General features: G+C 65.8%; 26 protein-coding genes, 1 tRNA gene and 1 pseudogene. 21 read left to right on the top strand and 7 right to left on the bottom strand.

Features of this window, described 5'->3' with window-relative positions:
• Positions 1-118 precede the first annotated feature (118 nt).
• From QZM72_RS29165 to QZM72_RS29175, 3 genes are read left to right on the top strand one after another with little or no spacing between them, the layout of a single operon-like run.
• Positions 119-616 carry a heme-degrading domain-containing protein gene (locus tag QZM72_RS29165; protein ID WP_069621415.1) on the top strand — a complete coding sequence of 166 codons (498 nt, stop codon included), beginning with the start codon at positions 119-121 and terminating at the stop codon, positions 614-616.
• A 3-nt stretch (positions 617-619) separates the two neighbouring features.
• A complete protein-coding gene (locus QZM72_RS29170; RefSeq protein ID WP_089467346.1) occupies positions 620-958 on the top strand; it encodes a multidrug efflux SMR transporter in 339 nt (112 codons plus the stop codon).
• A gap of 31 nt (positions 959-989) precedes the next feature.
• Positions 990-2144, top strand: coding sequence for an enoyl-CoA hydratase/isomerase family protein (locus QZM72_RS29175; RefSeq protein ID WP_089467943.1), 1155 nt, complete (start codon positions 990-992; stop codon positions 2142-2144).
• Positions 2145-2277: 133 nt separating this feature from the next.
• On the opposite strand, the gene QZM72_RS29180 is transcribed toward QZM72_RS29175, so the two are convergent.
• Entirely contained in the window at positions 2278-2706 is a 429-nt protein-coding gene (locus QZM72_RS29180) for a hypothetical protein (protein WP_089467347.1), read from the bottom strand.
• Positions 2707-3046: 340 nt separating this feature from the next.
• Here QZM72_RS29180 and ssuD point away from each other — a divergent pair, with 340 nt between their 5' ends.
• The 9 genes from ssuD to QZM72_RS29225 all read left to right on the top strand — a co-directional run bounded on the left by ssuD (position 3047) and on the right by QZM72_RS29225 (position 9635).
• Positions 3047-4204, top strand: a complete 1158-nt coding sequence (ssuD, locus tag QZM72_RS29185; RefSeq protein WP_301739796.1) for an FMNH2-dependent alkanesulfonate monooxygenase — start codon at positions 3047-3049, stop codon at positions 4202-4204.
• A 16-nt stretch (positions 4205-4220) separates the two neighbouring features.
• A complete protein-coding gene (ssuC, locus tag QZM72_RS29190) occupies positions 4221-5033 on the top strand; it encodes an aliphatic sulfonate ABC transporter permease SsuC (RefSeq protein WP_301739797.1) in 813 nt (270 codons plus the stop codon).
• A complete protein-coding gene (locus QZM72_RS29195; RefSeq protein ID WP_301739798.1) occupies positions 5030-5989 on the top strand; it encodes an ATP-binding cassette domain-containing protein in 960 nt (319 codons plus the stop codon). Before ssuC ends, QZM72_RS29195 begins: the two co-directional genes overlap by 4 nt.
• A 55-nt stretch (positions 5990-6044) precedes the next feature.
• Positions 6045-6260, top strand: coding sequence for a molybdopterin-binding protein (locus QZM72_RS29200; RefSeq protein WP_006476104.1), 216 nt, complete (start codon positions 6045-6047; stop codon positions 6258-6260).
• 149 nt (positions 6261-6409) lie between these two features.
• A complete protein-coding gene (locus QZM72_RS29205) occupies positions 6410-6607 on the top strand; it encodes a hypothetical protein (RefSeq protein WP_089467945.1) in 198 nt (65 codons plus the stop codon).
• A gap of 55 nt (positions 6608-6662) precedes the next feature.
• The gene (locus QZM72_RS29210) at positions 6663-6908 is read left to right on the top strand and encodes a hypothetical protein (protein ID WP_089467350.1); all 246 of its coding nucleotides are present in this window, start codon (positions 6663-6665) and stop codon (positions 6906-6908) included.
• A 127-nt stretch (positions 6909-7035) separates the two neighbouring features.
• A complete protein-coding gene (gene dusA, locus QZM72_RS29215; protein ID WP_301739799.1) occupies positions 7036-8022 on the top strand; it encodes a tRNA dihydrouridine(20/20a) synthase DusA in 987 nt (328 codons plus the stop codon).
• A 54-nt stretch (positions 8023-8076) separates the two neighbouring features.
• Positions 8077-8152: transfer RNA gene (locus QZM72_RS29220), tRNA-His, on the top strand.
• A 967-nt stretch (positions 8153-9119) separates the two neighbouring features.
• On the top strand, positions 9120-9635 hold the full coding sequence (locus QZM72_RS29225) for a GNAT family N-acetyltransferase (RefSeq protein ID WP_089467352.1): 516 nt from the start codon (positions 9120-9122) through the stop codon (positions 9633-9635).
• A gap of 95 nt (positions 9636-9730) precedes the next feature.
• Here the strand turns inward: QZM72_RS29225 and QZM72_RS29230 are convergent, their stop codons facing one another.
• Positions 9731-10195: a hypothetical protein gene (locus tag QZM72_RS29230; protein WP_089467353.1), complete on the bottom strand. Its 465-nt coding sequence runs from the start codon at positions 10193-10195 to the stop codon at positions 9731-9733.
• Positions 10196-10621: 426 nt separating this feature from the next.
• On the opposite strand from QZM72_RS29230, the gene QZM72_RS29235 reads away from it, so the two are divergent.
• Positions 10622-10882, top strand: a complete 261-nt coding sequence (locus tag QZM72_RS29235; protein WP_301739800.1) for a hypothetical protein — start codon at positions 10622-10624, stop codon at positions 10880-10882.
• A gap of 677 nt (positions 10883-11559) precedes the next feature.
• Here QZM72_RS29235 and QZM72_RS29240 read toward each other — a convergent pair.
• On the bottom strand, positions 11560-12303 hold the full coding sequence (locus tag QZM72_RS29240; RefSeq protein ID WP_089467355.1) for a DUF695 domain-containing protein: 744 nt from the start codon (positions 12301-12303) through the stop codon (positions 11560-11562).
• 183 nt (positions 12304-12486) lie between these two features.
• Here QZM72_RS29240 and QZM72_RS29245 point away from each other — a divergent pair, with 183 nt between their 5' ends.
• From QZM72_RS29245 to QZM72_RS29260, 4 genes are all read left to right on the top strand, one after another.
• Entirely contained in the window at positions 12487-12795 is a 309-nt protein-coding gene (locus QZM72_RS29245; RefSeq protein WP_011545327.1) for a hypothetical protein, read from the top strand.
• A gap of 46 nt (positions 12796-12841) precedes the next feature.
• Positions 12842-13084, top strand: coding sequence for a hypothetical protein (locus QZM72_RS29250; RefSeq protein WP_089467356.1), 243 nt, complete (start codon positions 12842-12844; stop codon positions 13082-13084).
• A gap of 103 nt (positions 13085-13187) precedes the next feature.
• Complete coding sequence (locus QZM72_RS29255; protein WP_089467357.1) at positions 13188-13730, top strand: aspartyl-tRNA synthetase; 543 nt, start codon at positions 13188-13190, stop codon at positions 13728-13730.
• Positions 13731-13891: 161 nt separating this feature from the next.
• A complete protein-coding gene (locus QZM72_RS29260; RefSeq protein WP_089467358.1) occupies positions 13892-14365 on the top strand; it encodes a VOC family protein in 474 nt (157 codons plus the stop codon).
• Positions 14366-14442: 77 nt separating this feature from the next.
• Here QZM72_RS29260 and QZM72_RS29265 read toward each other — a convergent pair whose 3' ends face one another.
• The 3 genes from QZM72_RS29265 to QZM72_RS29275 form a co-directional block, all read right to left on the bottom strand.
• Positions 14443-15429 carry a diguanylate cyclase gene (locus QZM72_RS29265; protein WP_089467946.1) on the bottom strand — a complete coding sequence of 329 codons (987 nt, stop codon included), beginning with the start codon at positions 15427-15429 and terminating at the stop codon, positions 14443-14445.
• A 137-nt stretch (positions 15430-15566) separates the two neighbouring features.
• Positions 15567-16190 (bottom strand): phospholipase D family protein, encoded by a 624-nt coding sequence (locus QZM72_RS29270; protein WP_089467359.1) that lies wholly within the window; start codon positions 16188-16190, stop codon positions 15567-15569.
• 325 nt (positions 16191-16515) lie between these two features.
• On the bottom strand, positions 16516-17004 hold the full coding sequence (locus QZM72_RS29275; protein WP_089467360.1) for a helix-turn-helix domain-containing protein: 489 nt from the start codon (positions 17002-17004) through the stop codon (positions 16516-16518).
• A 187-nt stretch (positions 17005-17191) separates the two neighbouring features.
• On the opposite strand from QZM72_RS29275, the gene QZM72_RS29280 reads away from it, so the two are divergent.
• Both QZM72_RS29280 and QZM72_RS29285 read left to right on the top strand, forming a co-directional pair.
• Positions 17192-17629: a PaaI family thioesterase gene (locus QZM72_RS29280; RefSeq protein ID WP_050012568.1), complete on the top strand. Its 438-nt coding sequence runs from the start codon at positions 17192-17194 to the stop codon at positions 17627-17629.
• Between the two features lie 144 nt (positions 17630-17773).
• Positions 17774-18826 (top strand): NADP(H)-dependent aldo-keto reductase, encoded by a 1053-nt coding sequence (locus tag QZM72_RS29285; RefSeq protein ID WP_089467361.1) that lies wholly within the window; start codon positions 17774-17776, stop codon positions 18824-18826.
• An 87-nt stretch (positions 18827-18913) separates the two neighbouring features.
• Here QZM72_RS29285 and QZM72_RS29290 read toward each other — a convergent pair.
• Positions 18914-19618, bottom strand: a pseudogene (locus QZM72_RS29290) (MFS transporter); the annotation flags it as partial.
• Here QZM72_RS29290 and QZM72_RS29295 point away from each other — a divergent pair.
• The gene (locus tag QZM72_RS29295; protein ID WP_089467362.1) at positions 19618-19845 is read left to right on the top strand and encodes a hypothetical protein; all 228 of its coding nucleotides are present in this window, start codon (positions 19618-19620) and stop codon (positions 19843-19845) included. The pseudogene QZM72_RS29290 and the gene QZM72_RS29295 sit on opposite strands and share 1 nt — an antisense overlap.
• A 256-nt stretch (positions 19846-20101) precedes the next feature.
• Positions 20102-20297: hypothetical protein (locus QZM72_RS29300; protein WP_301739801.1), on the top strand; the 196-nt coding region annotated here is incomplete at its 3' end.

A 20297-nucleotide genomic window follows, 5' to 3' on the forward strand; every position in this document is an offset into this window, starting at 1 on the left:
GGGCCGGTACGGGGAGGCGCGTGCGCTAGAATCGAGCGGTTTGTGTCGCCATCCCGGCAGCGGCCTTGCGCGATCGCATCGGCGCCGCTGCGACTCTCATTACTGCATCGACGGATTCATGGACATCGCTCACGATCTGCAATCGATCGGCGCGCAGGAACAGGCGCTCGTGTTTCCCCATTTCGACCCGGCCCGCGCGTGGGCGCTCGGCAACCGGATGCATGCGCTCGCGACGTCGCGCGGTCATGCGATCGCGATCGACATCGTCACGTTCGGCCAGCCGCTGTTCTATGCGGCGCTCGCCGGCGCGACGCCGGACAACGCCGACTGGGTGCGCCGCAAGCGCAACGTCGTCGCGCATTTTCGCCGCAGCTCGTACGCGATCGGCCTGCGCATGCAGCAGGCCGGCGCGACGCTCGCGGACAAGCACGGGCTGCCGGCCGCCGACTATGCGTCGCACGGCGGCTCGTTTCCGCTGACCGTCGCCGGCGCCGGCGTGATCGGCTCGATCACCGCGTCCGGGCTGCCGCAGCGCGCGGACCACGAGTTCGTCGTCGAAGCGCTGTGCGCCGAGCTCGGTCACGACTACGCGGTACTGGCCCTCGCAAGGAGCTGAGCGATGCAAGTGCCCGGTTACGCATGGCTCGCGATCGCGATCGTCGCGGAAGTGATCGGCACGTCCGCGCTGCGCGCGGCGGACGGCTTCACGCGCTTGTGGCCGTCGGTGCTCGTCGTCGCCGGTTACGGCGTCGCGTTTTACTGCCTGTCGCTCACGTTGCGCACGATGCCCGTCGGCATCATCTATGCAGTGTGGTCGGGCGCCGGCATCGTGCTGATCACGCTCGTCGCGATGCTGCTCTATCGCCAGGTGCCGGACGTGCCGGCGGTGATCGGCCTCGGGCTGATCGTCGCCGGCGTCGCGGTGCTGAATCTGTTCTCGAAAATGCAGGCGCACTGAGCGTGCGACTGCCGTTTGCCGGATGATCTTCATGACCGATTCTTCTTCCGCCGCCGTTTCAGCCGAATCTGCCCAGCCCGACGTGGTCGCGTATGTCGCGAACCGCATCGGCTTTCTCGAACTGAACCGGCCGAAGGCGCTGAACGCGCTGTCGGTCGGCATGATCCGGCTGATGCAGCAGGCGCTGGACGCGTGGCGCGGCGATCCCGACGTCGTCGCGGTCGTCGTGCACAGCCCGCATCCGCGCGCGTTCTGCGCGGGCGGCGACGTGCGCTTCTTTCACGACGCGTGGCAGCGCGGCGACCGCGATGCGGTCGACACGTTCTTCATCGAGGAATACACGCTGAACCATGCGATTTTCACGTATCCGAAGCCGTACATCGCGCTGATGCACGGCGTCGTGATGGGCGGCGGCATGGGGATTTCGCAGGCGGCGCGGCAGACGGGCGGCCTGCGCGTCGTGACCGACTCGACGAAGATGGCGATGCCCGAAACGCGCATCGGCCTGTTCCCGGACGTCGGGATGAGCTGGTTTCTCGCGCGCACGCCCGGCGCGATCGGCCGCTATCTGGCGGTGACCGGCGCGACGCTCGACGCGGCCGGCGCGCTGTACGCGCAACTCGCCGACGTCTATCTGCCCGATGCCGCGCTGCCTGCGCTGCTCGACACGCTGCGCACCGCGCGCATCGACAGCGGCGCGCAGGCCGTCGCCTGCGTGACCGACGCGGCTGCCGCGCACAAGGTCGTGCCGACGCCCGACACGTCGGCGCTTGCGGACGCGCGTGCCGGGATCGACCGGCATTTCGCGCAGCCGGACATCGACGCGATCCTTGCGTCGCTCGACGCCGAGCAGGATTGCGCGGCGGTCGACGGGTGGGTCGAGAAAGCGACGCACGCGATGCGCGAGCAACTGTCGCCGCTGTCGATGGCCGTGTCGCTCGAAGTCGTCGAACGCGCGCGCGGCGCGACGATGGCCGATTGCCTGCGGCGCGATCTCGATCTCACGCGCTCGACCTTCGCGCGCGGCGACGTGATCGAGGGCGTGCGCGCGCTGATCGTCGACAAGGATCACCAGCCGGTGTGGCGTTTCAAGTCGGCTGCCGACGTCCGGCGCGCCGACGTGCTCGCGATGTTCGACAGCCCGTGGACGCCCGACATCCATCCGCTGCGCGAGCTGAAGGACTGACGTCGATCGGGCTGACCCGCGCGGTCGATCGACGCGCGACCCGGAAACGAAAAGGCCGCGTGCATCATGCACGCGGCCTTTTTCATGGAAATCGGTCTGCCTGAGGCCGAAGGGCGCGCCGCCCGCGCCGGCGTTAGTCGTCGCCCGCGTCGTCCGACATGAACGCGCGCATGAACACGAGCGCACCGAATCCCCACACCGCATTCGCCGCGAACCCCGACGCGAGCACGGGCATCATGTTGCCCGACGGCCAGATGCCGCGCAGCGGATCGATCGCGAACACGCGGGCGGCCGTCAGCACGATGCCGCCGAACACGAGCGCGCCGATCCACGATGCTTCGCGTTCCGGCGACACGCGCAACAACCACGCCATCGGAATCGCCCAGCACGCGCTGATCAGCGCATTCGCGACAAATTCAGGAATGCCGAGCGGCGCGAACGGCTGTGTCGAGAAGCCGGTTGCGGCGATCAGGTCGGCCGTGTGAAGCAGGGCCAGCGTGGCCTCGCGGAAGAACAGGGCGGCCAGGAAGCCGGACAGGAAGGGCAGGATGACTTTCTGCATCGATGAGTGCACCGCAGGCGCGCACGGCCGGGGCCGGGCGCGCGGAGTTATTCGGATAGGTGCGCCATTATAGGGCCCGGCCGCGGCGATATTCGCTCCAGCGTCGTGCTAATCACGAAAGCGGAAAACCTAAGCTCAAAAAAATCGTTCCAAAGCCCTGTACCGATCCCTAGACTGATTTCCCAGCAACAGCCGTGCAATCGCGTCCTCGTCCGCGGCACGGCCTGACCGGCGAGCCATCCCGATTCGAATGCACACCATGCATGCGTCGCTCATCCGCGACGCGAGCAGGGCGATGTTTTTTCAAATTTCGGCAGTGACAGTCAAGCAGGAGCAGCAGATGAATGTGTTCTGGTTTATCCCCACGCATGGCGACAGCCGCTATCTCGGCACGGCCGAAGGCGCGCGCGCCGCGGACTACGATTACTTCAAGCAGGTGGCCGTGGCGGCCGACACGCTTGGCTACGACGGCGTGCTGCTGCCGACCGGCCGTTCCTGCGAGGATGCGTGGGTCGTCGCGTCGAGCCTGATTCCGGCGACGCAGCGCCTGAAGTTCCTGGTCGCGGTGCGCCCCGGGATCGCTTCGCCGGGGCTCGCCGCGCGGATGGCCGCGACGTTCGACCGCCTGTCGGGCGGCCGCCTGCTGATCAACGTCGTCACGGGCGGCGATGCGGCCGAGCTCGAAGGTGACGGCCTGTTCGCCGATCACGACACGCGCTACGAGATCACCGACGATTTCCTGAACATCTGGCGCGGGCTGCTCGCCGCGTCGCACGACAACGGCGGATTCGACTATATCGGCAAGCACCTGCAGTCGAAAGGCGGCAAGGCGCTTTATCCGCCCGTGCAGCATCCGCATCCGCCGCTGTGGTTCGGCGGCTCGTCGCCGGCCGCTCACGCGATTGCCGCCGATCACATCGATACCTATCTGACTTGGGGCGAGCCGCCCGAGGCCGTCGCGAAGAAGATCGCCGACATCCGCGCCCGTGCCGACGCGCGCGGTCGCCAGATCAAGTTCGGCATCCGGCTGCACGTGATCGTGCGCGAGACCGAGGACGAGGCGTGGCGCGACGCCGAGCGGCTGATCAGCCGGCTCGACGACGACACGATCGCGCGTGCGCAGCAAGCGTTCGCGAACATGGATTCGGAAGGCCAGCGCCGGATGGCCGCGCTGCACGGCGGCAAGCGCGGCGGCCGCGAGGCGCTCGAGGTCTATCCGAACCTGTGGGCCGGCGTGGGGCTCGTGCGCGGCGGCGCCGGCACGGCGCTCGTCGGCAATCCCGAACAGGTCGCCGAACGCATGCGCGAATACGCGGACCTCGGCATCGAGACGTTCATCCTGTCCGGCTACCCGCACCTCGAGGAATCGTATCGGTTCGCCGAACTCGTGTTCCCGCTGATCAATGGGAAGGGCGTCGAGAAGGCGGCCGGTCCGCTGTCGGGGCCGTTCGGCGAGATCGTCGGCAACAACTATCTGCCGAAGACGAGCCAGAGCTGAGCGACGGAGGCTAGCGATGACAACGAAAACGTCGACGGCGGGCGTCGCCGTGGCCGCCCGCGCGTGGCGCGGCGTCGCGCCGTGGCTCGTGCCGCTCGCGTTGCTGATGGTGTGGGAAGTCGGTGCGCGCAGCGGCTGGCTGTCGACCCGCGTGCTGCCCGAGCCGGTGGCGGTCGTGCGCGCCGCGTGGTCGCTCGTGACCTCGGGCGAAATGTGGGCGAACGTGAAAGTGAGCACGTGGCGCGCGCTGTTCGGCTTCGCGATCGGCGGCGGCGTCGGCCTCGCGCTGGGGCTTGCGACCGGGCTGTCGAAGGCCGCCGAGATCGCGCTCGACTCGACGATCCAGATGATCCGTAACATCCCGGCGCTCGCGATGATTCCGCTCGTGATCCTGTGGTTCGGCATCGACGAGAAGGCGAAGCTGTTCCTCGTCGCGCTCGGCGTGTTTTTCCCCGTCTACATCAATACGTATCACGGAATCCGCTCGGTCGACGCGAACCTGATCGAGATGGCGAAGAGCTACGGCGTGCGCGGCTTCGCGCTGTACCGCGACGTGATCCTGCCTGGCGCGTTGCCGTCGATCCTCGTCGGCGTGCGTTTCGCGCTCGGGCTGATGTGGGTGATGCTGATCGTCGCGGAAACGATCTCCGCGCAGTCGGGCATCGGCTACATGACGATGAACGCGCGTGAATTCCTGCAAACCGACGTGGTGGTGGTCGGCATCCTGCTGTACGCGGTGCTCGGCAAGCTGGCCGATGTGCTGGCGAAATGGATCGAGCGCGTGACGCTGCGCTGGCATCCCACCTATCAATCAGGAGCAAAGGCATGAATGCGACGACTTCGGCGGCCGCCTACGGCCCGCTCGCCGGCGCAGACCTCGAGGCCGAGCTGGCGCAGGCCCGCGTCGCGGACGGCGATGCGCGCGACGCGGCGATCCTCGGACGTGACGGCAGCGCATCGGTCGTGCCGCTCGCGCGGCGGCGCGCCAGCGGCCCGGCATCCGACGACGCGGTCACGCTGTCGGGCGTCAGCAAGCGCTTCGGCGCCCGCACGGTGCTCGACAACGTCGAGCTCGACATCGCGCGCGGCAGCTTCGTCGCGATCGTCGGCCGCAGCGGCTGCGGGAAATCGACGCTGCTGCGTCTCGTCGCGGGACTCGAGCAGCCGAGCAGCGGCGGGCTCGTAACGCGCGGCGAGGACGGCGGCGCGCTCGATACGCGGATCATGTACCAGGATGCGCGCCTGCTGCCGTGGAAGACCGTGCTGCAGAACGTGATGCTGGGCCTCGGCCGCGGCGCGCGCGACCAGGCCCGCGCGGTGCTCGACGAAGTCGGGCTGCTGGAACGCGCGAACGACTGGCCCGCGCAACTGTCGGGCGGGCAGCGGCAGCGCGTCGCACTGGCCCGCGCGCTGGTGCACCGGCCGCAACTGCTGCTGCTCGACGAGCCGCTCGGCGCACTCGATGCGCTGACCCGCATCGAAATGCATGCGCTGATCGAACGCCTGTGGCGCGAGCACCGGTTCACCGCGCTGCTCGTCACCCACGACGTGCAGGAAGCCGTGGCGCTCGGCGACCGCATCCTGCTGATCGAGCAGGGGCGGGTGGCGCTCGACCAGCCGGTGCCGCTCGGCCGGCCACGCGCCCGCGCGTCGGCCGCCTTCGCGGCGCTCGAGAATCGCGTGCTGAAACGCGTGCTCGCCGGCGGCCCCGGCGCGGCCGATCAAGACACGGAGCATGTGGCAGACAAGGTTCGACCGGTCGGGCAGATCCGCTGGGCCGTTTAATGCCGGGCGGCTCCGGCCGCCCGTTCTGAGACTTTTCTTCGGAGCGATCATCCCGATGAGCATCACTGCAATCAACGTACGTAACCAGTTCAAGGGCAAGGTCAAGGAGATCATTCGCGGGTCCGTGGTTTCCGAAGTCGACGTCGAGACGCCGTTCGGCATCGTCACGTCGGTGATCACCACCCGTTCGGTGGACGAACTCGAACTGAAGGTCGGCGCCGAAGTCGTCGCGCTCGTGAAGTCGACGGAAGTCTCGATCGCGCGTCTCTGAGCGCGCGGGTCGCGCATCGATGCGGCGGCGCCGGGCAGGCAACGTGCCCGGCGCCGCCGCATTGCATTCGTGCAGCACGTTTGCCTCGGTATTCGACTGCCGGACGAAGTGCTAGGATGGAACGACACCGATGCCGGAGGCGAACGCGCATGACCCCCATCCTTTCCCCGGAAGCCATCGAGGCGCTGAAATGGATCGACCAGTTCGGCGACAGCCGGCCGGTTCCCGCCGCGTTCGACGACGTCGTCCATGCGTTGCTGAACGATGGGCTGATCTATCAGGCGACGGCCGACCGGGTCGACCTGACGGCCGACGGCCGGTCCTTTTTGTCCGACGAATACGATTGAGCGCGCGGCGCCGGCCGCGTACACGGCCCGGCGCGGCGTCGCCACGGAGCGTGCGATGGAACCGACAGGCAGCGACCTCGGCGATTTCAGCGAGCCGTACCGCGGTTTCGAGATCGAGGTGAAGACCGAGCAGGTCTGGGACGGCGAGCATGCGCACTACCGCGTGCTGCGGGGCGATGCCGTGCGGATCGACTGGCGGCTGGTCAAGATCGATGGGGTGCTGTTGACCGAGCGGCACGTGATCGAGCGCGTGTTCGACGAGGCGCGCCGGGCGGTCGATGCGGAGCTGGACGACCGGTAGCGCGTGTCGCGCGGGTATGGCCGGTATTGCGGTAAAATAATGGGTTGCTTCCGCGCCGCCTGGCCTGTACCCGAATTCCATGTCCGTTCCGTCCTCGCTTCCTCCCCGCCGTGTATCGGTCGCGCCCATGCTCGACTGGACGGATCGCCATTGCCGTTCGTTCCACCGCACGCTGACGCGCAATACGTGGCTGTATACGGAGATGATTACGACGGGCGCGCTGCTGTTCGGCGATGCCCAGCGGCATCTTGCGTTCACGCCGAGCGAATCGCCGGTCGCGCTGCAACTGGGCGGCAGCGAGCGGGACGACCTCGCGCGCGCGGCGAAGCTCGGCGAGCAGTGGGGTTACGACGAGATCAACCTGAATTGCGGGTGCCCGTCCGAGCGCGTGCAACGCGGCGCGTTCGGTGCATGCCTGATGAACGAGCCGCCACTCGTCGCCGACTGCGTGAAGGCGATGCGCGATGCGGTGTCGGTGCCGGTGACGGTCAAGCACCGGATCGGCGTCGATGCGGTCGAGGACTACGCGTTCGTGCGCGACTTCGTCGGCACGGTGGCCGAGGCCGGTTGCGAAACGTTCGTCGTGCATGCCCGCAACGCGATCCTGAAGGGGCTGTCGCCGAAGGAGAATCGCGAGATTCCGCCGCTCAAGTACGACTATGCGTATCGGCTGAAGCGCGATTTTCCGACGCTGGAGATCGTGATCAACGGCGGCATCACGACGCTCGATGAAGTCGCGCTGCATCTGGAGCACGTCGACGGCGTGATGCTCGGCCGCGAGGCGTATCACAACCCGTACGTGCTGGCGGAGGTCGATACGCGCTTCTACGGATCGAGCGCAGCGGTGCCGACGCGCGAAGAGGCGGAAGCGCAACTGATCGCGTATTGCGCGGCCGAGCTGAAGCGCGGCACCTACCTCGGCGCGATCGTGCGGCACGCCCTCGGGCTGTATCGCGGCATGCCGGGCGCGCGTGGCTGGCGTCGCGTGCTGTCCGACAACAAGAAGCTCGCACGCGGCGATCTGGCCGTGTTCGACGAGGCGCGCGCGCATCTGAACGAAGCCGAAGAATTTTTTGAAAAAAAGGCTTTGCAAGATTCAAAAGTGTTCGTATAATCTTGTTCTTCGCTGCTGAAACAAAACGGCGAAACGAAGTAAGCAGTATCAGTGGTGGCTGTAGCTCAGTTGGTAGAGTCCAGGATTGTGATTCCTGTCGTCGTGGGTTCGAGTCCCATCAGCCACCCCAACAAATTCAAGCAAAAAGCCCGGTTCATTGAGCCGGGCTTTTTGCTTTCTGGCGTTCGGATACAGCCAATGTGTATCTTGGTCACGGCGTCTTTAACGAAGTGGCATCCCCGTATTCAACGAATCAACCACGATGCCATTTCGGCCTCGCGCTTCAAAGAACGATTTGCGTAAAGCGCGCTGCGCGGCAGCAACATCGAGCGCATGTGAGGGGCCGCCGTATGCGCGAAAGAATCGAATGCCATAGCGATATTCGACAGTGACGAAATTATCGGCGAGTCCGTGCAACTGGCACCCGGCAGCACGTGGATGGCGAACGTTCGGGTTCGCAAAGACGGAATCGGGTCGCCCCGGCGATATGACTTCGATACCGAATAGGAGACCTCGGACGAGGCGAGGCGATATCGAAATCGCGCGCGCGATCGTGCGGGGTACCGACCGATCGCACCGCTTGTCCCGCATCTCCGACGTGGTGACGGAAATGGCGACGAGGCCTGCGGGCCCGATCCGTATCGCGTTTCCGTGTCGTTGCGATGACAACGTTCATGCCCGTTTGCCCGCGGCGCTTCCTTTCCCGCCTAAGGTTCCCGCTTGCCGTGCCGTTATCTTCTCTGGACAGCCCTCGTGCCTCGAATGCTGATCCGTTTTCTTGCCTGCTCGCGCAAAACGCGAGCAGGCTTTTTTCGTTTACGGCCGCTCGTAACCGGCTGATTGGCCGAATCGAACAGGGGCTTGGCGCAAACCGACAAAGCGCGTCAGTCTTGCATGCGTGTAATGTAGGATCTTCCTCGTGCCCTCATGCTTTGCAGGGCCGTTCGACCCCGACGACCGGAGAAGGTGTCGGGATTTTTTTGCCCGCTCGCCCACGACCCGCCCACAAGCCCGGCGAAATGCATCCCGCAAAGTACGGTATATTTTGCGACGACACATGTCGATCAAGAGAACCCGCACCAGGAGAGTGGCTACCGATGCCGGACACCCGGGTCATACTGCGCGCCGCGACGCCGCACGACGCGAACCACATTGCTCGCCTGCACACGCTGAGCTGGCAAACCGCCTATAGCCACATCCTTCCGGCCAGCTATCTGTCCGACGACGTGCCGACGGAGCACGCGGTCCGGTGGCGCAATTATCTCGATCGCAACGAGAGCGAGTGGGGTCTCGTGCTGATCGCCGAGTCGAACGGCGAACCCGTCGGCTTCGTCAGCGCGGAGCGCCCCGTCGATCCGGCGCTGGGTGTGCTGCTCGACTGCCTGCACGTTCATCCCTCGCATCACGGCGGCGGCACGGGTAAGCGCATGATCGAAGCCGTTCGTGCGTGGGCTCGGTCCATCGGCGTGGACAGGGTCCATCTGCAGGTGCTGGAGGGCAACGTGCGTGCGATCGGATTCTACGAACACAACGGCTGGCAATTGGCCGGCGTAGAAACCTGTCGCATCGGCCAGACGGAAGTCACCGACCGGATTTACGCGATTGACGCTTGAATGCTGGCCGACATCGGCGTGCGGCCACACGCGAGGGCATCCGCAGCCAGCCGCTATGGCATCGCGTCGGGGTCAAAGCCGAACGGACATTTCGATCACTCGCCGCAATACCGCACAAGCAAATCGGCTTCGGTCTCATGAATTTCGACGGGCAGGATCGTCGCGCCGGCATGGGCGAGATAGCGCGCGCGATGCTGGCCGTTACGGAAAGATGCGACGCCGATTTTCGACAGGCCGGGAATGCCGAGCAACGTTCGCGTTCTCGTCTCGCGAAACGTGATGAACGGCATATCCGGAATCCGGTCCCGGCTCGGATCGAGGAATTCGCGAATGCCCGCGGCTTTTCCAGGCGCCCAGTACTGGACGGACGGCAGCACATAGTCGGTGGTGTCGCGGTCCGCGCAGGCGAGCAGTTTCCTCAGGTCGATCGTCACGACGCGATGGCGAGAGTCGTCGGACGAGAATATCCGCTTGAGGTGCGTGTAGGCATAGGGAGCGTGCCCGGGAATCTGGACGATCCAGACATCTACGCCGCTTTGTCGTGCATGAGCGAGCGTCATTATTTCCTCTGGTGGCGCAAGCGGTCTGTGATCCGAGTTTAGCAGCGCGGGCGGCTGCGTAGTGGGTCGAGACAAAAAACAGGAAAACCGAGCGAGTTACGGCTCAACCGGCAAAGGGAATGGGGCGGTCATGCGTTGACGGTCCGCGTTGACCGATCGCGACAATATCGCGATACGCGCCAGCGAGAATGAAGCCCTGCGCGAAATTCATGCAAGTTTCATGCTGTTTCGTGCAGCACGCGTCACGCAACCAGCATCATGAAAATCGAGAGGGCACATTGAACGGAGGTCAGCTCGTCGAAACTCGAGATCGAATATCTCGATTACTGCTTCACGGCGACGCTCGAAATCACGGAGTCCGGCAGTATCGTCGTTGTCGACAGGCAACTCGAGTCCGAGGTGCGTAGCAAGACACTCGCGTGGGTCGTGTTCGATCGTTTTCTCGAGCGAAACGATTTCGCCGATGAGGCGGACGCACGCGCCCATATCGTCGCCTGGTTAGTGCGGCTTGCCGATCCGCGGCCCGTCGTTTCGACCGAGCCTGCGAAGGCGAGTGCGGCGGCAACCGGCGCGGTGGCGGAACATCTGTCGACAGCCGAAATCGTCGGCGACGCCGCTATTGAAATCGCCGGCAATCTCGACTGGATCGATAGGGTTGCCGACTGGTTTTCCAGTGGCGCGTTGTAGCAATGAACTCGTGTTTTCGTGACGTAGATCATTGCGTGCGAGAAATTCCGTACGCCAAAATGAGATCGAAAATTGCATTGCGCAAAAAATAGAATAATCCTGCTTTGACAATATCCGCGGCTTACCGGAAACTGCGCGCGGGTCTGAGAAAGAAATTTGAATTAAAGCGAGATAAGACACTGGAATGTAAAGCCGGCCGCTGTCGGCCGGCGCCTCGTCAGCGAGGCCGGCAAGTGATGCGTCACGCTTCAATCATGACGGTATTCGGCGGCATGCGCGCATGCCGGTTGCCGTCACATTGTTACTAGAGGGTGAGTTGCCGCACAGACCGTCGCGCGGCCCGCGATCACAATTTGACCGGTTGACCGTTCTTCCCCGGCCCGGTCAACCGTTTCCCCGCTCGCTCGCGCAGGAGCGGGGGCTTTTTGCTCCCCCCGACGCCGGAAGGTCGCGTCGGCGGAACCGGGCAGGCGTTCGGCGGGCTGCGCGACGGCACACGTTCGCCCCCGACATCCGTTCGCCCGATCCGTACGAATTGTTTTCCTCGTGCCTGAGCGAACCCTCAGGCCCATCGCCGGTTCCTGCTGGCGATGCCTTGATCCCGGCAGCGCGTTACAGCGCTGCCGGGATGTTTTTTGCGTGACGTCACCTCGCGCGTCACGGGCATGGCGCTCCGCTCAGCCCGCCTGTTCGACGCTGGTTTCCCATCCGTCGTAGTTCCCACCAAGTGCGCGCACCTCGCGATTGAGCGCGATCGTATGGCGCGTGATGTCGGCGAGCGTCATCGTGCCTTCGTGCGAAAACCGTACCGCCGACTTGCCGTCCTCGGTCGGCGCGACCGACTCGACCGGATAGCCTTTCGCTTCGGCCCAGTCCGCGAACTGGTGCGCGTCGCTCGGGTCGGGGAAGTACGCCCAGTGCATCACGCGCCGGCTCACGTCGGGCGCGTCGCCTTGCTGCCGCAGCGCATCCAGCGTGCGCATGTCGCGCATGATCTGCCAGTCGTCGTCGGTCGGGTAGAGCGTTTGCCAGTATGTCGCCTTGTCCGGGTCGTCCTGATGGGCGTACTGAAGCGCATAGGTCGTCTGGTCGGCCAGCGAGTCGACGATCTCCGCTGCCGCCTCTTCGTCGAACGGGACGTAGAAAAGAAAATCCCGGTTGCCGTCGACGGTGATGCGGCCGACCTGTACGCCGCCTTTCGCGACGATCGCGGCGTCGAGCAGATCCTCGATCTTCGCGAGATCGGCGAATTCGTCACCGGTCGGCAGACCGTCGGGCGACGGATGCGCAAAGGGGACGCGCACGCTGAGCAGCGACGTGCGCGGATCGCCTTCCGCGATTTCCGCAAAGCCGTGATTGAAGCTGATGAAAGCCTGATGGTCGCCCATTCTGGCAGGGAAGGTTCCCCAGGCGTCGCTCATGTGTTTCTCCCGTACACGATTGTCTGTTGACGGTTGCAAAGCGTCCCAATGTATCATCGAAAATCGCGTTGGCCGGCGCCGCGCACCCGATCGTGGGCCGCACGCGCCGCGCACATGAGATCCGGGCTGTTCGCAGCGCGCCGCATGCACGCGGCAGGCCGCAAAAACTCAAGGGAGATGCCGATGTCGACGTTCGCGGTGAATGGTGTCCGAATCGATCCGCTCAGCGCGCGCGTGACGCACGTGCGCTGGGCGGCCGTGAACCCGGCCGATCGCTCGTGGGCGGCGACGCCCCGCGAGGCCCCGGTGGCGGACGTGGCGCGCGCGCTCGCGTCCGGTAACGATGTCCGAGCGATCTTCTCGGCATCGGACACCACCGCAATCGGGCCCAGGCTGAAACGCGTGCTGTATCGCGACGCATCGGAAGGCATCGAGCTCGATATCGATGCCACGAGCGAGTCGCGCACGTTGCGCGATCTGCCGCAGATCTGACCGCGAGCCGTTACCCAAACCGAATCGCGCGAACGCGCCCACGACCATGTCCAGACTCGCCATCTTCCCGCTGGCATGCGCGCTTTGTCTGGCGCTTGCCGCCTGCCAGACCGCGTCCGGGCCGACGCCCGTGCAACCGTCGCCCGAGACCGCGTCGACGACCGTTCCCGCATCGTCGCCGCCGGCCGAGCCGATTCTCGGCATGGGCGTCGCGCCTCGTCTGGCCGGGCAGAGCCACTGGGCCGTCGGTCAATGCACGATCAACGGTACCGTCAAGGTGTGCAATTGACCGACGTCGGCGCGATGGCGCGCGATGCGCGCGAACGGAAGGGAAATCCCGACATGCCGGCCGCGTCGATGGATCGACGGCCGTCGACACGAGCCGGCGTGCAATGAACGACGAACGCGAAACGACGGATTCCGGCTGGCACGTCGATCCCGTTGCGGGAACGGTCATCGGCGCGTTGCCGATGACACTCGCGGTCGACAGCCGAAGCCTGAAAAGCAGGGCGGTCGTGTGCGCGGGGCTGGCCGCGGCGAGCCTGTGCGGTTATGTGGCTGCCCCGACGCTCTGGCCGATAGCGGCGCTGGCAGCGTTGCTGGGGCTCGCGAGTGCCGCGTTTTTCGTTTCGTCGCGGCGCAAGCTGGCGCTGCAGGTCGACGAGACGGGCTTCCGGCTGATCGGTTCCGCCCGCGAAAAACCCGTCACGCCGTGGCGCGACGTCGCTGAATTCCGGATCGTCAGCGTCGCCGGTCATCGTTACATCGGCTACCAGTTCTCCGTACATTCTTCCCGTACGAAGGTGCCGGGCGGCGTGATGCTGCCGATCGCCCGGTTTGCCGATCTTCCGCTCGACGCGGTGGCCGCGTTGCTGGAGGCCTGCCGCCGACAGTTCGGCCTGCCGGACGAACCGGCCGATCGAACGGGCCGATGATGCTCGATACGGCGTCCTGCGCAGTCCGCCATTCGAGCAAACAAAAAAATCCCGGGCACCGTGTCGATTTCCGGTGGAGTCGTCCGTCGTAGCATCGGAGGTGTGCGCATCGCGCGTCCGTCCCGATTTTCGATACGACAACCGACTGAAGGAGCGACACCATGCCCACGCCCGTCAAGCCGATCCCGGAAGGGATGCGCACGCTGACCCCGCATCTGATCTGTGCGGGCGCAATCGCAGCCATCGACTTCTACACGCGCGCATTCAATGCAACCGAACAGTTTCGCCTCGAGATGCCCGACGGCCGGCTCGCGCATGCGTGCCTCGCGATTGGCGATTCGACGCTGATGCTGGTCGACGAAATGCCCGAGCACGGTGCGTTGGGGCCGAAGGCGCTGAAAGGCACGCCCGTCTGCCTGCATTTGTACGTGCCGGACACCGATGCGGCAATCGAGAAGGCGGTCGCGGCCGGCGCGACGGTCACGATTCCGGCCGCCGACATGTTCTGGGGAGATCGTTACGGGCAAGTCGAGGATCCGTTCGGGCATCGTTGGTCGCTGGCGACGCATCAGCGCGATCTGACACCCGAGCAGATCGCGGACGCAATGGCCAGCGCGCCGCCCTGCGGCAGTTGAGCCGACGCCGCGCACGAGCGCGGCCGAGCGGCGGCTTGGCGGCTCGATCGCGCCGTGCCGGCCTGACTCGTCGGCGGTCATGCGCCGGCCGTCTTGCCGCGCTGCTTGTGTTCGTACATCCGCCGATCGGCCGTGGCAAGCAGGTCGGCGACGCTGCGATGGCGGGCGGGATCATAGGCGACGTGCCCGACGCTGAAGCGGATCGCATAACCGCGTGCGTCGGCCGCATTGCGTTGCGCGAGCGCCTGCGTCACGCGTTCGACGGGCTCGGCGACGTCGGCCGGATCGGTGGCGCTCAACAGCACGACGAACTCGTCGCCGCCCAGCCGCGCGATGACGTCGCCGTCGCGCAGCGCGCCCGTCAACGTTTCGGCGAACGTCTCGAGCGCGCGATCGCCTTCGGCATGGCCGAAGCGATCGTTGATCCCCTTGAAATCGTTCAGGTCGAAGAACAGCAGCACGGCGTGACGGCCGACGCGATCGCACAGGCTCAGCACATGCCGGGCGAGAATCTCGAAGCCGCGCCGGTTCGTCAGCTGCGTGAGTTCGTCGGTGGTCGCGAAATGCAGCGCGGCGATCTCGCGCTCGGTCAGATGGGCGAGATCGCCGAGCAGCACGAGTTCGTCGGGTTCGAGCGAGCGGGGCCGCGTGTCGATCAGGCACAGCGTGCCGATCGGGGCGCCGTTCGGCGCGGCGAGCGGCCGGCCGGCATAGAAGCGGATGCCCGGCGTGCCGGTGACGAGCGGGTTATCGTGGAAGCGATCGTCGTTCCGTGCATCCTGGATCACCATCGTATCGCCCGCGAGCAGGGCGTGCGCGCAGAACGACACGTCGCGCGGCGTCTGCGCGGCGTCGAGTCCCGCATGACTCTTGAACCACTGGCGATTCTCGTCGACAAGGCTGACGAGGGCGATCGGTACGTCGAACAGCCGGCGCGCGAGACGCGTCAGGCGATCGAAGCGCTCTTCGGGCGGCGTATCGAGAATCGAGAGCGAATGAAGCGTATCGAGCCGTGCGGGTGCGGCGACCGGGCGGGTGCCTGAAATCCATTGAACGCCGCGCATCGCGCGTGATGGGCGTTTCGCGACGCGGCGTGCTGGCCATTCGGCCGAATTGAACATCGCGCGATGCTCGCCGATCATCTGCAACGCGGCGGCAAAAAGGCAGGGGCCGAGCGCCGGGAGAAAGCCCGTGTCGCGCGTCAGTAGCTGGAGCGGTACGGCGTGCCCTGGTCGAAGCGGCTTTGCCAGTGCGTGAGGTAACGCGACGCGAGTTGCGGATTGTTCCAGACCACGACGACGTTCTCGGAATTGCGGCTGGCCGCCGACGCACTGTAGTTGAACGAACCCGTTTCGACGTGCTCGGCGTCGATCACGAGGTACTTGTCGTGATGGATCGCATAGGCGTCGATCGTGCGCGTCGGGATGCCCGCGTTGACGAGCAGGTTCAGTGCCTGCTTGCTGCTCTTCGCGCGGTTGCCCTTGTCGTCGACGACCACCGCGACATTGACGCCGCGGCGCTTGGCGGCCAGCAACGCGCGTGCGATGGGCGGCGACGTGAACGAGTACGCGGCGACCCGGATCGAACTGCGCGCCGCTCCGATCGCTTTCAGCACGAGCGCCTCGGCGCCGCCGTCGGGCGAGAAGGCCGATTCGACGACCTGGGTCGCGGGGGCTTCGTGAGTGGGCGCCGGCAGCCATCGCGACACGAGATCGATCGCTTGCTGGAGCAGCGATTCGCTTTGTGTCTTGCCGAAGGCGGCGAAGGGTGTGGCGAGCAGGGAAGCGGCGAGACAGGCGGCGGCGAGGCGATTGCGCGACAACATCTTGGACAGCGAATAATTTCGAGACAGCGGGTCGTGAGTGTAACGCACGCGTGGCGGCCCGGTCACGCGCGGATGCGAAGCGAAGGCGCACGCAGTGATCGGCAGGGGTGGAGAGGGTGACGCAAAGTTGCGTTATGCAGCCTCTGCGGGCGAGCAGGGCGATCAACGCACGGCGGTAGTGCCGGCGATGGGAGGCGATTGCGTTTGCCGTCGCGGCGAACCCGGGTGCGAGCAATGCGTGCGCCCGGGGGGCTGCGACGCGATGCTGGGGCCTAAGCGTATGTCGAGCCGGCGTGCCGGAACGACATCCGCGCGCGACGTATCGTCAATCCGTGGAGGCGGGCGCCGCGGTCCCGTCGGACGCGATCCATCCGGGCCCCGGCTCGGGCTGCACGTCGCGCGCGTCGAGCGGTTCCCCGCACGCCGAGCAGACGGTCACCGCGTGCATCAGCTGGCCGCAGGCCCGGTGGCGCAATTGCACCGGCGGCCCCTGGCCGTCGTCCTTCCAGCGATCGCCCCACGCCATCAGCGCGACCAGGGTCGGGTAGAGATCGAGGCCCTTTTCCGTCAGCCGATATTCGAAGCGCGGCGGCCGTTCCTGATACGCGCGCTTGGCGAGCACGCCTTCGTCGACGAGCCGCGCGAGCCGTTCGGCCAGTACGTGGCGCGTCAGGCCAAGCTGGGCCTGGAACGCGTCGAAGCGGCGGCAGCCGAGGAACGCGTTGCGCAGGATCAGCATGGTCCAGCGGTCGCCGAGCACGGCGAGCGTGCGCGCGACCGAGCAGTTCAGCGTGCCGATGTCATCCCATTTCATCGTCGAGTCTCTTGCCTGTTGTGGCGGTCTTGCGGCGGTTCAGCGAAATAGCGGGTTCGATTATAGAACCCGCCTTCGGTCGCAACGGACGCCGCCGCGTTGACAACGGCCGGCACCGTTGACAATAATGAGTTCCAATTTAGAACTTAATTGCGCGGCAACGCGCTTTCAACCCGGAGACAACCCGATGAATCCGCTTTCCCTGTCTGGCCTCGATCTGCTGCGTGCCGCCGCGTCGGGGGACGCGCCCCTTGCGTCGATTTCCGAGACGATCCCGATGCGCCCGCTCGACGTCGAGCTCGGTTACGTGAAGTTTTCGGCGCGGGCGGACGGCCGGCACCTGAACCCGCTGGGCGGCGTGCACGGCGGGTTCGCCGCGACGGTGCTCGATTCGGTCACCGGGTGCGCGGTGCATTCGATGCTCGACGCGGGCGTCGGTTACGGCACCGTCGATCTCCACGTGAAGATGCTGCGGCCCGTGCCGCGCGACGTCGACCTGATCGCCGAAGGGCGCGTGATTCACCTGTCGCGTTCGCTGGGCGTCGCGGAGGGCACGCTGAAGACGCCGGACGACAAGATCGTCGCGCATGCGTCGGCGACCTGCTTCATCCAGCGGCCGCAATGACGGGCGGCAGCACCCTCGTCCGAGTGGGCGCGTGAACGCGCGGTGCCGCACCGCCAGCCGCCTGTAAGCGTGCGCCGCGCCTGACTGAAGCAGTTGCTTCGATGTGGTAGCTTTCCTGCTTTCCACCGACGCGACAGGAACAGCATGGAATACCGCACACTCGGCGATTCGGGTATCGAGGTCAGCCTGATCGGTCTTGGCACGATGACGTGGGGCGAGCAGAATTCGGAGCGCGACGCGCACGAGCAGATCGACTATGCGCTCGGGCAGGGCGTGACGCTGATCGACGCCGCGGAGATGTATCCGGTGCCGCCCAAGCCCGACACGCAGGGCCGCACCGAGCAATACATCGGCACCTGGATCGCGCAGCATCGCGCGCAGCGCGACCGTATCGTGCTCGCGACGAAGATCGCCGGGCCGGCGCGGCAGCCGCACAATCCGCGCCATATTCGCGGCGAGGGCAACCAGTTCGACCGCAAGAACCTGACCGAAGCGCTCGACGGCAGCCTCAAGCGCCTGCAGACCGACTACGTCGATCTTTACCAGTTGCATTGGCCCGATCGCAGCACGACCACGTTCGGCCGGCCCGCGTATCCGTGGGTCGACGACGCGTACACGGTGCCGATCGAGGAAACGCTCGGCGTGCTCGCGGAATTCGTGAAGGCCGGCAAGGTGCGCGCGATCGGCGTGTCGAACGAAACGCCGTGGGGTGTCGCGCAGTTCCTGCGCGCGGCCGAAAAGCTCGGGCTGCCGCGCATCGCGAGTATCCAGAACCCGTACAGCCTGCTGAACCGCACGTTCGAAAATGGGCTGTCGGAGTTCACGCATCGCGACGGCGTCGGCCTGCTCGCGTATTCGCCGCTCGCGTTCGGCTGGCTGTCCGGCAAGTACGAGAACGGCGCGCGGCCGGCCGGTGCGCGCATCACGCTGTTCGAGCGCTTCCAGCGCTACAGCAAGCCGCAGGCCGTCGACGCGACGTCGCGTTATGTCGCGCTCGCGCGGCATCACGGGCTGTCGCCCGCGCAACTGGCGCTCGCGTTCGTCAACAGCCGCCCGTTCGTGCGCAGCAACCTGGTGGGCGCGACGTCGCTCGAGCAGTTGAAGGAGAACATCGGCAGCATCGACGTGACGCTGTCCGACGAGATCCTCGCCGAGATCGACGCATTGCACGAACGTCAGCCGAATCCGGCGCCGTAAACGGCACGCGGCCCGCGCGGCAGCGATGCCGCGACGGGCCGAGTCGGGCGGTTTCGGCGGCGCCGCACCGCGCCGTCGTTTCTCGCGTCAGCGCATCTTCAGCCGCGTGCGCGCGACGAACAGCGCGGCGAGGCTCAGCAGCGCGCATCCCATCAGGTAGAGCGCCGGCGACAGCCGGTTGCCGGTCGTGCTGATCAGCCAGGTGATGACGAACGGCGCGAAGCCGCCGAACAGCGTGACGCCGGTGTTGTAGCTGACCGCGAGCCCGGTGGCGCGCGTCTGCGACGGGAACAGTTCGGCCATCAGCGCCGGCAGCGCGCCGCAGTACGTCGCCTTCAGCGCGCCGATCCAGATCAGTGCGGCGAGCATCGTCGCGAACGACGCGTGACGCGTGAGCCACGCGAACGTCGGCCACACGGTCAGAAGCATCAGCACGGCCGCGACCGCCATCATCCGGATTCGCCCGGTGCGGTCGGACAGATGGCCGACGACCGGCGTGACGAGCGTCAGCACGAAACCGGTCGCGAGCGTGGCGGCGAAGCCCGTCGATGCAGGCAGCTCGAGCTGCTTGATCGCATAGGTCGGCATGTACAGGATCATGTAGTTGATCGCGGTCGAGATCACGAGCGCGCCGATCGAAAGCAGCAGCCGCACCTTCTGATCCGCGAACAGCTCGCGCACCGGCGCCTCGGAGCGCGCCTGTGTCTTGAACTCGACGCCTTCGTCGACGTAGCGGCGGATGTATAGCCCGACCGGGCCGATCGCGAGCCCGAACAGGAACGGCACGCGCCATGCCGTCCATTCCGAAGTGCGCGGTGCAAGGAGCGCTGGAATCGTTCGAGCGCCTCATGGCACATTTCACTAAATTAACCGCTATCGCCCGCTTCGCGCTACACGCCGAAATGCGCGACGAGGATCGGCGCTATGTGTTGCAAGCGATGCACGAACTGAGCGAGCAAGGAGAAGAAGACTTGCAGCGGCGACACGAGGCCTTGCGCCTGACGGCTTCCCGATACTGACTGGCCCGATATGGCGGCGAGGCAAATCTTTCGGCGCGATACTGAATGTGAAACATCGTCAGCGCACGCCGGGATGGATCACGGTTTGATATGATGAATCCCGGCTCGGCGCGATTCGACGGTTTAAACCGCATTGATACCTGAAGGCCCCGCAGCGGCCGAAACTTTTGGGCCTTCTCCTGTTGATGTGATACCAATGTGCCGCCCGGCATTGCCCGGCGGCCGTTTTTGTTACTACACGGTACGGGGTAGTCTGATGGTTTCGGAATTGCTGAACAAGGCGCTACGCACACAATACGTGCAACATGGGCGTATCGTCCGCCTTGATACGCCGCTTGGCGAAGACGCGTTGGTCCCGCTCTATGTCCGGGGGCGCGCATGCCTTGGGCGAGACTTCGAATTCACGATCGATGCAACGTCGACGCGGCTCGAAACAATTCCGGCGAAGGCGC

The sequence above is a fragment of the Burkholderia sp. AU45388 genome (genome assembly GCF_030481585.1).
GTDB lineage: Bacteria > Pseudomonadota > Gammaproteobacteria > Burkholderiales > Burkholderiaceae > Burkholderia > Burkholderia sola.